Raw genomic sequence first — 12,794 nt, 5'->3', positions numbered from 1 at the left:
CCGAGGGCGAGAGCGACAGTCGCGACGGGGAGGCGGGGGTGCACGTGAAGGTCAACGCCCGCGGGCGCCAGGTGGCGACCTGGGGCTGGCAGTTCCAGGTGAACGTCGACGAGGACGGCTTCATCCACGCCCAGACGGTGACGCCGGGCAACGACCACGAGATCCGCAGCTGGGAGGGGCTGCTCACCGGCGGCGAGGCGGCGCTCTACGCCGACGCCGCCTGTTCGGCGGCGGAGACGCGCCGGCGGCTCGCGGCGCGGGGCATCGCCGACCAGGTCCAGCGCAAGGGCTATCGCTCCTATGCCGTTTCCACCCTTCGAGGCGGCGTCGGTAAATCGACGATCACGTTCAACCTGGCCTACGAACTAGCGCAGCAACGCTCGCTTCTGCTGGCTGACATGTGCGCACAATGCAATTTGACCGAGAACCTCATGCGCGAGCAGGAGCCAGAGGTGACCGTGCTGGAAACGCTGCAGCCCATTCTGTTGGGGCCAGCGTTCGGCACCGCTCCGAGCGACGCGTCCTATCGTGTTTCCACGTATTGCGATTCCTTCAAGATGGCGAAGCCGAGTTTCCTCATGCCGGGCAACGCCGAACTCTTCGCCTTTCCGTCGATGCTCTACCAGCAGCTCCAGACCGCTCACGCGCAGAAGAACGTCGCTGCCGTTAAGGCGCTGCTGGAGAGCCTAAAGACCGCGATGGATAAGGAAGCGGCGGAGAAGAAAACTGACGGTATCCTGATCGATACGAGCCCATTCTATGCGGGCGGCACCCACCTTGCGTGGTGCGCTGCCGACGCGGTTATCATTCCCGTGCGCGTTGACGAGCACTCGCTGGAGTCTCTCGAGCTGACCCTCGATCTGCTCGACAATCCGACGAAGGATTTTGGCGTTTGGAACGATCGTGCAGGTGGGCGCGCTGGCCCCCGCGTTGCCGCTATCGTAATGACGATGGTCGGCTCGAAGAGCCAACTGCGCGCGACGCCTGACCGTGCTTCGCGAATGTACATCGAGCGCGCGATTTCCATCGCAGAAAGGCACGCCAACCTTTTCGACTACGACGATCCGGCAAAGGCGTTCGTGGTTACTGATGACTTCGTGTCGGCGGGCCGGATCAGCGGCGCCAAGAGCATTCCGATTTCAAAGCTCAAGATCGGCAGCTTCCATAGCGTTGAGGGGAAGCGTCTGCAGGTGAACTCTTCGGCTCAGCGTTATCAGCGCGAAATCGCCTACCTCGTCAGTATCCTCTAGTTCTTTGACCAGCGTTTGGCCGCCGCTGCTTGAGCGATCTCGCGGCGGCGTTCCGCTGTCATACTCTCCGCCCGCGCCTTCCCACCCTTGCGCCCGAGCGCCTGGGCGGCCTCGTCCTTCCCGTCGTCCTCGGGTGTGTCCTCGATCTCGCCCGTGGCGATCCGCGCCACCATGACGGCCGCGCCGATCACGTCGGCAGGGCGCGCTTCTCCCCTTTCGGTCCTTTAGGCATGGGAACGTGCCTCTACCGTCACTGCGACCCGGCGCTTGTGATCGCTGAACTTCTCGCCGTCCAGCCTGCCCGTGCGGAAGCCGTTCACCTTCCACGACTTGCAGAGCTTGCAGCCCGCCCTGGCATTGCGTGCCTTCCCGCGCTTGTGGTGCATGGTCGCCTCCATGTGCTTTGCGGCAAGCATAATAGGGTCCGAGCTGGCTGCGCGACACCCGCGTTGGGCGCGCCCGATTTCAAACTGAGACACTACCCGGTCGCGCCATTGCTTGACCGCGCGGCGGCGAGGACGCAGTGTCTCGGGGACCCCGCGCGCGGCACAAGCCGCGGCGGCGGGACATTGGACAGGGTGGCCCGGGCGCCGGGCTGGAGCTTGGGCAGGCATGAAGGATCGCCACGGGGCAGCCGGTCAGCCGCTCCGCCTTGGTGCGGGCGCTGCGGCGGCGGGGAGCGCCTGAGGCATGGCGCACCGGACGACCCGGCTGAGGGCCGGCAGCACGCTGCGCATCCTGCGGATCGGCAGCCTCGTCATCCCGGCGATCCTCGCGGTGCTCTTCGCGGCGCTCAGCTGGCGGGTCGCGGAGAAGGACGCGCGGGCGCGGGCGGTGGTGAACGCGCGGCTGATCGCGGAGTTCGCCCACCGGCAGGCGCTGGTCCAGCAGAAGCAGATCGGCGCGGCCGACCTGCTGCTCTCGCGCTACTACGCCGGCGCGCCGCTCGACGACCGGGCGGCGGAGTTCCTGACCGCGATGCAGGAGAGCTCGGGGCAGGGGCTCGGCATCGGGCTCTTCGCGCCGGACGGGCAGCCGCTCCTCGTCAGCGCCAACTGGCCGGTGGCGGGCGACGGCGGCACGCACGAATACGAGGAGCTGTCGCGCGACACGACCGCGGCGGGGCTGTTCTTCGACCGCGTCCACCTCCAGCCCGGCGACGTCGATGCGGTGATCGTGGCGCAGCGGCGCGCGGATCCGCCGTCGGGGGTCTGGGTCTCGGCGCTGCAGGTCGACACGCTGCGCAGCTTCCTGCAGGGCATCGCGACCGACGAGGGCGACTCGGCCTCGCTCTACCGCCCGGACGGCAAGGTGATCATCCGCAACCTGGCGATGCCGGAGCCGATCGTGCTCGCGCCGGACAATCCCGCGGTGCGGATCGCGCAGACGGCGGAGCGCGGCTCCTATGAGATCGTGGCGCAGGCGGACGGGGTGTGGCGGTTCTATGCGACCGAGCGGGTGGGCGACCTCGGGCTGTTCGGGGCCTTCGGGGTCGGCGCCCGGACGGTGCGCAACGCCTGGCTCTGGCGGGTGGCGTTCGTCTCGGCGATGCTCGGCGCGGCGGCGGTCGCGGGCTATGCGACGGCGCGCTACGCCGGGCGGGCGATGCGGGCGGAATCGGGGCGGGCCGCCGCCGAGTTCGACCGCAAGCTGCTCGCCGAGGCGGAGAACACCGCGCAGATGCGGCAGATGATGCTCCAGGAGCTCAACCACCGGATCAAGAACAGCCTCCAGATGATCGCCTCCATGCTGCGGCTGCAAAAGACCCGGCCGGGGGGCCCGGACGTCGACGAGGTGACCACCCGGGTTCTGGCTATCGCGCGCATCCACGACCTCCTGCACCGCTCGGCGGATTCCTTCGACATCGAGTTCGCCGGGCTCCTCGAGGCGATCTGCCGCAGCGACGCCGTGGTGCCGCCGGAGCGCAAGGTGCGGATCGCCTGCGACTGCGAGCGCATGTCGATCCAGGCCGCGCTCGCCACGCCGCTGGCGCTCTGCGCGATCGAGCTGGTCACCAACGCGGTCAAGCACGCCTTCGGGCCGGAGGGCGGGCGGATCGACGTCCTGCTGCGCCGCGCGGGGCCGCAGGCGACCATGACCGTCGCCGACGACGGCTCCGGGCTGCCGGAGGAGCCGACGCGGAGCTCGGGGATTCGCGTCGTCGACGCGCTGGTGCGGCAGGTGCGGGGCGAGATCGTCGTGGAGACGGGCAGGCAGGGCACCCGCTACGTGGTGACCTTCCCGGTGGCGCTCGAGGAGGCCGAGGCGGGCGAAGGCGAGGGCGGGGCGGGGGCCTGAGGGCGCGGCCGGGAGACATCCGGCCGGCGGATGCGGATCCCGCGCAATATCCTTGTGAGCCGGCGTGCCCTCTCGTAAGTGTGCAGTCGCACAATGCGGGGAGGCCAGATGCAGCGGATCCTTGAGGAGCTGGCCGGGCGTCGCGCCGAGGCGCGGCTCGGGGGCGGCGAGAAGCGGGTCGCGGCCCAGCACGCCAAGGGGAAGCTCACCGCGCGCGAGCGGATCGAGGCGCTGCTGGACGAGGGCTCCTTCGAGGAGTTCGACATGTTCGTCGCGCATCGCTGCGTCGACTTCGGCATGGCGGAGACGACGTTCCCGGGCGACGGCGTGGTGACCGGCTGGGGGACGATCAACGGCCGGCTGGTCTACGTGTTCTCGCAGGACTTCACCGTGTTCGGAGGCTCGCTCTCGGAGGCCCATGCCGAGAAGATCTGCAAGATCATGGATATGGCGATCCAGAACGGCGCGCCGGTGATCGGGCTCAACGACTCGGGCGGCGCGCGCATCCAGGAGGGGGTGGCGAGCCTCGCGGGGTATGCCGGCGTCTTCCAGCGCAACATCATGGCCTCGGGGGTGATCCCGCAGATCAGCGTCATCATGGGGCCCTGCGCGGGTGGGGCGGTCTACTCGCCGGCGATGACGGACTTCATCTTCATGGTCCGCGATTCCTCGTACATGTTCGTCACCGGCCCGGACGTGGTGAAGACCGTGACCAACGAGATGGTGACGGCGGAGGAGCTCGGGGGCGCGCGGACGCATACGTCGAAGTCGTCGGTCGCCGACGGGGCGTTCGCGGACGACATCACGGCGCTGGTCGAGGTGCGGCGGCTGGTCGACTTCCTGCCGCTGTCGAACCGCGGAAAGCCGCCGGTGCGGCCGTTCTACGACGATCCGGCGCGGAGCGAGGAGAGCCTCGACACGCTGGTGCCGCCGAACCCCAACACCCCCTACGACATGAAGGAGCTGATCGCGAAGGTCGCGGACGAGGGCGACTTCTTCGAGATCCAGGCGGACTTCGCCAAGAACATCCTGACCGGGTTCATCCGGCTCGAGGGCTCGACCGTGGGCGTGGTGGCGAACCAGCCGATGGTGCTCGCCGGCTGCCTCGACATCGATTCGAGCCGCAAGGCGGCGCGGTTCGTGCGGTTCTGCGACGCCTTCGAGATCCCGATCCTGACCTTCGTCGACGTGCCGGGCTTCCTGCCGGGCACCAGCCAGGAATACGGCGGCATCATCAAGCACGGCGCGAAGCTCCTCTTCGCCTATGGCGAGGCGACGGTGCCGAAGGTGACGGTCATCACCCGCAAGGCCTATGGCGGCGCCTATGACGTGATGAGCTCCAAGCACCTGCGCGGCGACTTCAACTACGCCTGGCCGACGGCGCAGATCGCGGTGATGGGGGCGAAGGGCGCGACGGAGATCCTCTACCGCTCCGAGCTCGGCGACCCGGAGAAGATCGCGGCGCGGACGGCGGACTACGAGAGCCGCTTCGCCAATCCGTTCGTGGCGGCCGAGCGCGGCTTCATCGACGACGTGATCATGCCGCATTCCACCCGCAAGCGGGTTGCGCGGGCCTTCGCCTCGCTCCGGGGCAAGAAGCTCGCGAATCCGTGGAAGAAGCACGACAACATCCCGCTGTGAGCCGATCGTCACACAGTGGGACGATCGAGAAAAGGCAACTGGATCAGCATGTTGACGAAAGTCGTCAACCAGATGTCAACCTTGGTGAACCCGTCCGCGGGGGTTGGACTTCGTGCGGGGAACGTCCTAGATCCCGAGGTGAACCACCGGGGGTTGCGTCATGTTCCGACGACGCTGGCTCGCATTGCCGAAGCTGATCCGCTTCATGCTGACGCATATCGCCAACGGCATGGCGATCGGCTGCGCCTTCACGCTCGCGCTGATCTGGCTCGACGTGTTCGGGCTCGGGACGGCGCTCGCCAAGGACCATTCCGGCCTCGCCACGGCGGTGCTGTTCTTCCAGACCGCGCTGACCTTCGGCGCGGTGTCGATGGGCGTCGCGGTGATGAACCTGGCGGAGGACGAGTAGCCCTCCCGCAGGGAGGGGGCGGCTCGTGCTGAAGCATCGCGGCTTTCCCGGACGGCTGCCCGGCACCGACCTGCAATTCGTCATCCGGCGCGCCGACCCCAAGGGCGCGACGCCGCTGAAGGCGCGGGAGCGCTACCGCGACCGCCGGCCGCAGGACCGCGAGGCCGACGCCACCTTCCTCGCCGCGCTGATCGAGCATTTCGGCGACGCGCCCTTCGAGCGCGGCAATCTCGACGCCGGCCGGCTCAACTGGCTGATCGGGCGCGAGGTGGTGCCCGCCGACACGCAATTCGACCCGGCGAGCTACGAGGCGCGGCTGCGCGTCGACCTCGACCGCGCCCGCGCCGCCTTCCCGGAGATCTTCGACGACGCCTGACCGCAAGCCTGCCAGCAAGAAAGGAGACGCCGTGACCACCCGCATCTTGATCCTGCTCGCTGCCCTCCTGGCGCTTCACGCCTGCTCCTCGCCGCCGCCCCCGCCGCCGGTCGACCAGGCCCCCGACGACGGCGACGGCGGCAGCGATGGGGGCGGCGGATACTGAGCCGCAGCTGCAAGACACCGGGACCGCGGCGTCGGCGAGCGACGGCGGCGCGGCCCCAGAGAAGGGACGAGGAATGTTCGACAAGATCCTGATCGCGAACCGTGGCGAGATCGCCTGCCGGGTCATCAAGACCGCCCGGCGGATGGGCATCAAGACGGTCGCGGTCTATTCCGACGCCGACGCCGGCGCGCTGCACGTCAAGATGGCCGACGAGGCGGTGCATATCGGCCCGCCGCCGGCGAGCCAGTCCTACATCGTCATCGACCGGATCCTCGAGGCGGTGAAGGCGACCGGCGCGCAGGCGGTGCATCCGGGCTACGGCTTCCTCAGCGAGCGGGCGGAGTTCGCGCAGGCGCTCGAGGCGATCGGGGTGGCGTTCATCGGCCCGCCGGTCGGCGCGATCGAGGCCATGGGCGACAAGATCACCTCGAAGAAGCTCGCCGCCGAGGCGGGGGTGTCGACGGTCCCGGGCTACATGGGGCTGATCGACGACGCCGAGCACGCGGTGAAGATCGCGGGCGAGATCGGCTATCCGGTGATGATCAAGGCCTCGGCCGGCGGCGGCGGCAAGGGGATGCGCATCGCCTGGACCGACGAGGAGGCGCGCGAGGGCTTCGAGCGGTCGAAGTCGGAGGCGGCGTCGAGCTTCGGCGACGACCGGATCTTCATCGAGAAGTTCGTGACGCAGCCGCGGCACATCGAGATCCAGGTGCTCGGCGACAAGCACGGGAATTGCCTCTACCTGAACGAGCGCGAGTGCTCGATCCAGCGGCGGAACCAGAAGGTGGTGGAGGAGGCGCCCTCGCCCTTCCTCGACCCGGCGACGCGCAAGGCCATGGGCGAGCAGGCGGCGGCGCTGGCCAAGGCGGTCGACTACTGCTCGGCGGGGACGGTGGAGTTCATCGTCGACGGCAGCCGCAACTTCTATTTCCTTGAGATGAATACCCGTCTCCAGGTCGAGCATCCGGTGACGGAGCTGATCACCGGGCTCGATCTCGTCGAGCAGATGATCCGGGTGGCGGCGGGCGAGAAGCTCGGCCTGACCCAAGGGGACGTCGGCATCCACGGCTGGGCGATCGAGAGCCGGCTCTACGCCGAGGACCCCTATCGCGGCTTCCTGCCCTCGATCGGGCGGCTGACGCGGTACCGGCCGCCGGCGGAGCGGAGGTCGGCCTCGGTCGCGGTGAGGAACGACACCGGCGTCTTCGAGGGCGGCGAGATCTCGATGTACTACGACCCGATGATCGCCAAGCTCTGCACCTGGGCGCCGGACCGCGAGGGCGCGATCGCGGCGATGCGGACGGCGCTCGACAGCTTCGAGGTCGAGGGGATCGGCCACAACCTGCCGTTCCTGTCGGCGGTGATGGACCACCCGCGCTTCGTCTCCGGGCAGATGACCACCGCCTTCATCGCCGAGGAATATCCGGACGGGTTCCAGGGCGTGACGCTGCCGGAGCCGACGCTGCGGCGGATCGCGGCGGCTGCGGCGGCGATGCACCGGGTGGCGGAGATCCGGCGCACCCGCATCTCGGACCGCATGGACAACCACGAGCGCAAGGTCGGCGCCGACTGGGTGGTGGCGCTGCAGGGCGAGGCCTTTCCGGTGACGATCGAGGCGGACCGGACGGGCGCGACGGTCGCCTTCGCCGACGGGACGCGGAAGCGAGTGGTCTCGGACTGGACGCCGGGCCAGCCGCTGGCGCGGCTCGACGTGGACGGCGAGCTTCTGGCGATCAAGGTGGCGCGGATCGCGGGCGGCTACCGGATGCGCGTGCGCGGCGCCGACCTCAAGGTGATGGTGCGGACGCCGCGGATGGCGGAGCTGGCCGCGCGAATGCCGGAGAAGGCGCCGCCGGACACGTCGAAGTTCCTGCTCTGCCCGATGCCGGGGCTCGTGGTGCGCATCGACGTCGCCGAGGGCGACGAGGTCTTCGACGGGCAGGCGCTGGCCATGGTCGAGGCGATGAAGATGGAGAACGTGCTGCGCGCCGAGCGCAAGGCGAAGGTCGCCAAGGTTCGGGCGAAGCCGGGCGACAGCCTCGCGGTCGACGAAGTGATCCTGGAGTTCGAGTGATGCCCGGGGCCGCGCCGCCTTCTTCAGCGCCGCCGCCGTCAGCGTCGGCGGTGCGGGATCTCGGCGCCGGTCCGCGGGTCGATGCGGATCTCGCGCACCCGGTTGGCCGCGTCGATCGTCTCGGCCTCCCAGTAGCCGTCGTCGTCCCAGTCGACCTCCAGGACGCGCGCGACGTCCGGCAGCGCCTCGACCCTGGCGACGATCTGCGACAGGGGCAGGGCGTCGGCGGGCGGCAGGACCTGGGCGAGGGCCGGCGTCGCGAGGAGCGCGGCGGCGAGCAGGGGCAGGGGGCGCGTCATGGGGTCTCCTCTCGGGGTGCGGGTCAGCGGCGGCGCGAGCCGGTCTCCTGCCGGCGCGAGGGCAGCCGGTCGATCATGCCGGAGAGCTCGCGCACGGTGGTGGGCGCGGGGCGACGTTGCACGATGGAGCCGTCGGTGTCGAGGAGCACCAGCCCGAAGCCGCGGGGCCGGAGCTGGCGGCGCAGCGGGCCGTTGGCCGCCGGGTCGACGTCGGTCAGGACGACGACGAGGCGCTCGTCGAGCGCGGGCATGTTCTCGTCGAGGAGCGCCATCTGCTGGGCGAAGCGCGGGTCGTGCGGCGTGTCGGCGAAGATCACCAGCGGCCGGGCGACCCAGAGGAGCTCGGCGAGCGTCGGCGTCTCGGCCGGCGTCTCGGCGGCCACGGGCACGGGCGCCGCGTCCGCCGCGGGGTCGGCGGCGAGGGCGGGCACGGCGAGGGTCGCCACGAGCGCGGCGGCAAGGCGGATCGGCATGGCGTCTCTCTCCCACGAGAGAGATAATCGCATCCGGACGGGATGCGAGAGGAAATCGGAGGCGGGGCGATGAGCGGGGCGGATCTCGGCAAGTGGCGCGAGCTGGCGCAGAAGGAGCTGAAGCGCGCGCCGGAGAGCCTCGACTGGGCGACGCCCGAGGGGATCGTGGTCAAGCCGCTCTACACCGCGGCGGATCTGGAGGGCGTGGCGCATCTCGGCGGCCTGCCGGGGATCGCGCCCTTCGTGCGCGGGCCGCGGGCGACGATGTATGCAGGCCGGCCGTGGACGATCCGGCAATATGCCGGGTTCTCGACGGCGGAGGCGTCGAACGCCTTCTATCGCAAGGCGCTGGCGGCGGGGCAGCAGGGCGTGTCGGTGGCGTTCGATCTCGCCACGCATCGCGGCTATGACAGCGACCACCCGCGGGTGGTGGGCGACGTCGGCAAGGCGGGCGTCGCCATCGACAGCGTCGAGGACATGAAGATCCTCTTCGACGGCATCCCGCTGGAGAAGGTCTCGGTGTCGATGACGATGAACGGGGCGGTGATCCCGATCCTCGCGAACTTCATCGTCGCCGGCGAGGAGCAGGGCGTGCCGCGGGCGCAACTCTCGGGGACGATCCAGAACGACATCCTCAAGGAGTTCATGGTGCGGAACACCTACGTGTATCCGCCCGAGCCCTCGATGCGGATCGTCTCGGACATCATCGGCTACACCGCCCGCGAGATGCCGAAATTCAACTCGATCTCGATCTCCGGCTATCACATGCAGGAGGCGGGGGCGAACCTGGTGCAGGAGCTCGGGTTCACCATCGCCGATGGCAAGGAATACGTGAAGGCGGCGATCGCGGCGGGGATGGACGTCGACGAGTTCGCCGGGCGGCTGAGCTTCTTCTTCGCGATCGGGATGAACTTCTTCATGGAGGCGGCGAAGCTCCGCGCCGCGCGGCTCTTGTGGCACCGGGTGATGACCGGGTTCGGGGCGCAGAAGCAGTCGAGCCTGATGCTCAGGACGCATTGCCAGACCTCCGGCGTTAGCCTGCAGGAGCAGGACCCCTACAACAACGTGGTGCGCACCGCCTACGAGGCGATGGCGGCGGCTTTGGGCGGCACGCAGAGCCTGCACACGAACGCGCTCGATGAAGCCATTGCGCTGCCGACGGAATTCTCGGCGCGGATCGCGCGGAACACCCAGCTCATCCTCCAGGAGGAGACCGGGATCACCCAAGTCGCCGACCCGCTGGCGGGGAGCTACTACGTCGAGGCGCTGACGGCGGAGCTGGCGGCGAAGGCCTGGGCGCTGGTCGAGGAGGTGGACACGCTCGGGGGAATGACCAAGGCGGTGGCGAGCGGCATGCCGAAGCTGCGGATCGAGGAGAGCGCGGCGCGGCGGCAGGCGGCGGTCGACCGCGGCGAGGAGGTGATCGTCGGGGTCAACAAGTACCGCCTGAAAGAGCAGGAGCCGATCGACATCCTCGACGTCGACAACGTCGCGGTGCGCGAGGCGCAGGTGGCGCGGCTGGAGCGGATCCGGGCGACGCGCGACGCGGCGGCCTGGGAGAAGGCCATCGCCGATCTGGAGCGCACGGCGCGCGAGGGCGGCAACCTGCTCGCCGCGGCGGTCGAGGCGGCGCGGGCGCGGGCGAGCGTGGGGGAGATCTCGGACGCGATGGAGAAGGTGTTCGGACGCCACCGCGCCGAGGTCAAGACGCTGGCGGGCGTCTACGGCGCGGCCTATGAGGGCGACGAGGGCTTCGCGGCGATCCAGAAGGACGTCGAGGCCTTCGCCGAGGAGGAGGGGCGTCGGCCGAGGATGCTGGTGGTGAAGATGGGCCAGGACGGGCACGACCGCGGCGCGAAGGTGATCGCGACCGCCTTCGCCGACATCGGCTTCGACGTCGACGTGGGCCCGCTGTTCCAGACCCCCGAGGAGGCGGCGCAGGACGCGATCGACAACGACGTCCACGTCGTCGGCATCTCGTCGCAGGCGGCCGGCCACAAGACGCTGGCGCCGAAGCTGATCGAGGCGCTGAAGGCGCAGGGCGCGGACGACATCATCGTCATCTGCGGCGGCGTGATCCCGCAGCAGGACTACGACTACCTCCACGGCGCGGGGGTGAAGGCGATCTTCGGGCCGGGGACGAACATCCCCGACGCGGCGCGCAACATCCTCGGGCTGATCCGCAGCGCCCGCGCGCAGGCGGCGGAGTAGGGGGCATGTCCGGGCTGCCGGTCTTTCTCATCAATCTGGACCGTCGCCCGGACCGCCGCGCCTACATGGAGGGCCAGCTCGCCGCCATGGGGCTTTCGCCGACGCGCATCCCGGCGAAGGACGCCGAGACGGTGAGCGACGCGGAGATCGCCGCGGAGGTGGCGCTGAGCGACCATCTGATCCGCATGGGCCGCGGCAGCCAGTGCAACGCGCTCAACCATTTCGAGATCATGCGGCGGCTGGTCGCCTCGGACGCCCCCGCCGCCATCACGCTCGAGGACGACATCGAGCTGTCGCCGGACCTCGCCGGCTTCGCGGCGAGCGGCGACTGGCTGCCGGAGGGGATCGGCATCGTCCGGCTGGAGAAGTGGTCGCGGCGGGCGACGAAGAAGCTGCTCGGGCCGGAGATCGGGCGGAGCCCGGCGCCGGGGCGGACGCTGCGGCGGCTCTACTCGCGGATCGGCGGCTCGGGGGCCTACGTCATCACCCGGGCGGCGGCGGCGCGCATCCTGGAGGCCAAGGGCATCCTGCGCCATCCGATCGACCACCTGCTCTTCAACCTCAACATCTCGCCGCTGGCGCGCGAGGTCGGCGTGGCGATGGTGGTGCCGGCGCTGGCGCGGCAGGCCTGGGGGCAGTTCTCCTCCGACATCGCGGCGACCCGCAAGGCCGAGCCACGGCCGCTCGCGGCGCAGCTGCGGCGCGGCTGGTACGAGGTCAACCTCGCGCCCTCGCAGCTCGGGGCGATGCTGTTCCGCGGCGCCCGGCCGGTGCGGATCGACTATGCGGAGCGGACGGCGTGAAGGTCGCGGTCGGCACGGTCAAGTGGGGCACGCGCTTCGGCCCCGACTACGTCAACGTCATCTATCGCGCGGTGCGCGAGAAGCTGGGGATCCCGCACCGCTTCGTCTGCCTGACCAACCAGCCCGAGGGCATCGACCCGGGCGTGGAGGTCATGCCGGTGCCGGAGTTCGGCGTGCCGGAGGTCGAATGGACCAAGCGCGGCTGCTGGCCCAAGGTGGCGCTCTTCAAGGAGGGCGTCTTCGCCGACGACGAGGTGGTGCTCTATCTCGACCTCGACGTGCTGGTGGTGGGCGATCTCGACGCCTTCCCGAAGCTCCTCGAGAACGACAGCGCCTTCTACACGCTGCGCGAATGGAACCCGGCGCTGCTGCGGCTGCTGCCCGTGTCGATGCGGCCCGACCGGGGCAGCCAGGGCTCGGTCTATGTCTGGCGCGCCGGCGAGCAGCGGCATGTCTTCGCCGATTTCACCAGCCGGGTGGAGGAGGTGCGGGCGAGCTACTGGTCGGACCGCTTCTACCTGCCGAAGGTCGCCAGGAACCCGCGCTATCTGCCCTATGACTGGTGCCTGAGCTTCAAGAACCATTGCCTCGCGCCCTGGCCGCTCAACATCGTGCAGCCGGACGCCAGATTGCCGCAAGGCGCGCGCATCATCGTGTTCCACGGCAAGCCGCGGCCCATGGACGTCATGGGGCCGGAGGGCGTGCGCTGGGGCTCGAAACGAAGGTCTGGCGATCGGCCCGTGACATGGGTCAAGGACTACTGGATCCGCTACGGGGGAAAGCTGCCGTAGCCC

At 69.7% G+C, this 12,794-nt stretch carries 13 protein-coding genes; 10 read left to right on the top strand and 3 right to left on the bottom strand.

Annotated features, from left to right (window positions below):
* Positions 1-1,250: AAA family ATPase (locus KBB57_RS05400; protein ID WP_290747512.1), on the top strand; the 1,250-nt coding region annotated here is incomplete at its 5' end.
* Here KBB57_RS05400 and KBB57_RS05395 read toward each other — a convergent pair.
* On the bottom strand, positions 1,247-1,441 hold the full coding sequence (locus KBB57_RS05395) for a histone H1 (protein ID WP_290747511.1): 195 nt from the start codon (positions 1,439-1,441) through the stop codon (positions 1,247-1,249). The genes KBB57_RS05400 and KBB57_RS05395 overlap by 4 nt on opposite strands.
* Before the next feature lie 499 nt (positions 1,442-1,940).
* Here KBB57_RS05395 and KBB57_RS05390 point away from each other — a divergent pair, with 499 nt between their 5' ends.
* The 6 genes from KBB57_RS05390 (at position 1,941) to KBB57_RS05365 (ending at position 8,214) form a co-directional block, all read left to right on the top strand.
* Positions 1,941-3,548, top strand: a complete 1,608-nt coding sequence (locus KBB57_RS05390; protein ID WP_290747510.1) for a histidine kinase dimerization/phosphoacceptor domain -containing protein — start codon at positions 1,941-1,943, stop codon at positions 3,546-3,548.
* A 108-nt stretch (positions 3,549-3,656) separates the two neighbouring features.
* Positions 3,657-5,189, top strand: a complete 1,533-nt coding sequence (locus KBB57_RS05385) for an acyl-CoA carboxylase subunit beta (protein ID WP_290747509.1) — start codon at positions 3,657-3,659, stop codon at positions 5,187-5,189.
* Between the two features lie 160 nt (positions 5,190-5,349).
* Positions 5,350-5,598: a hypothetical protein gene (locus tag KBB57_RS05380; RefSeq protein ID WP_290747508.1), complete on the top strand. Its 249-nt coding sequence runs from the start codon at positions 5,350-5,352 to the stop codon at positions 5,596-5,598.
* Between the two features lie 25 nt (positions 5,599-5,623).
* The gene (locus tag KBB57_RS05375) at positions 5,624-5,974 is read left to right on the top strand and encodes a hypothetical protein (RefSeq protein ID WP_290747507.1); all 351 of its coding nucleotides are present in this window, start codon (positions 5,624-5,626) and stop codon (positions 5,972-5,974) included.
* A 31-nt stretch (positions 5,975-6,005) separates the two neighbouring features.
* Entirely contained in the window at positions 6,006-6,140 is a 135-nt protein-coding gene (locus KBB57_RS05370; RefSeq protein ID WP_290747506.1) for a hypothetical protein, read from the top strand.
* A gap of 73 nt (positions 6,141-6,213) precedes the next feature.
* A complete protein-coding gene (locus KBB57_RS05365; RefSeq protein ID WP_290747505.1) occupies positions 6,214-8,214 on the top strand; it encodes an acetyl/propionyl/methylcrotonyl-CoA carboxylase subunit alpha in 2,001 nt (666 codons plus the stop codon).
* 38 nt (positions 8,215-8,252) lie between these two features.
* Here the strand turns inward: KBB57_RS05365 and KBB57_RS05360 are convergent, their stop codons facing one another.
* Together KBB57_RS05360 and KBB57_RS05355 are read right to left on the bottom strand one after the other, a co-directional pair.
* Positions 8,253-8,513, bottom strand: coding sequence for a PepSY domain-containing protein (locus KBB57_RS05360; protein ID WP_290747504.1), 261 nt, complete (start codon positions 8,511-8,513; stop codon positions 8,253-8,255).
* Positions 8,514-8,536: 23 nt separating this feature from the next.
* Positions 8,537-8,986 (bottom strand): DUF4174 domain-containing protein, encoded by a 450-nt coding sequence (locus KBB57_RS05355; RefSeq protein ID WP_290747503.1) that lies wholly within the window; start codon positions 8,984-8,986, stop codon positions 8,537-8,539.
* A gap of 69 nt (positions 8,987-9,055) precedes the next feature.
* Between KBB57_RS05355 and scpA the strand changes: the two genes are divergently transcribed.
* From scpA to KBB57_RS05340, 3 genes are read left to right on the top strand one after another with little or no spacing between them, the layout of a single operon-like run.
* A complete protein-coding gene (gene scpA, locus KBB57_RS05350; protein ID WP_290747502.1) occupies positions 9,056-11,197 on the top strand; it encodes a methylmalonyl-CoA mutase in 2,142 nt (713 codons plus the stop codon).
* Between the two features lie 5 nt (positions 11,198-11,202).
* On the top strand, positions 11,203-12,000 hold the full coding sequence (locus tag KBB57_RS05345) for a glycosyltransferase family 25 protein (RefSeq protein WP_290747501.1): 798 nt from the start codon (positions 11,203-11,205) through the stop codon (positions 11,998-12,000).
* Positions 11,997-12,791, top strand: a complete 795-nt coding sequence (locus KBB57_RS05340; RefSeq protein ID WP_290747500.1) for a hypothetical protein — start codon at positions 11,997-11,999, stop codon at positions 12,789-12,791. The genes KBB57_RS05345 and KBB57_RS05340 overlap by 4 nt, the downstream gene beginning before the upstream one ends.
* The last annotated feature ends 3 nt before the right edge of the window (positions 12,792-12,794 follow it).

The sequence above is a fragment of the Amaricoccus sp. genome, from assembly GCF_017993425.1.
In the GTDB taxonomy this organism is placed as follows: Bacteria; Pseudomonadota; Alphaproteobacteria; order Rhodobacterales; family Rhodobacteraceae; genus Amaricoccus.
The sequence above is the reverse complement of the archived record's forward strand: the minus strand, read 5'-3'. Positions and strand labels throughout refer to the sequence as shown.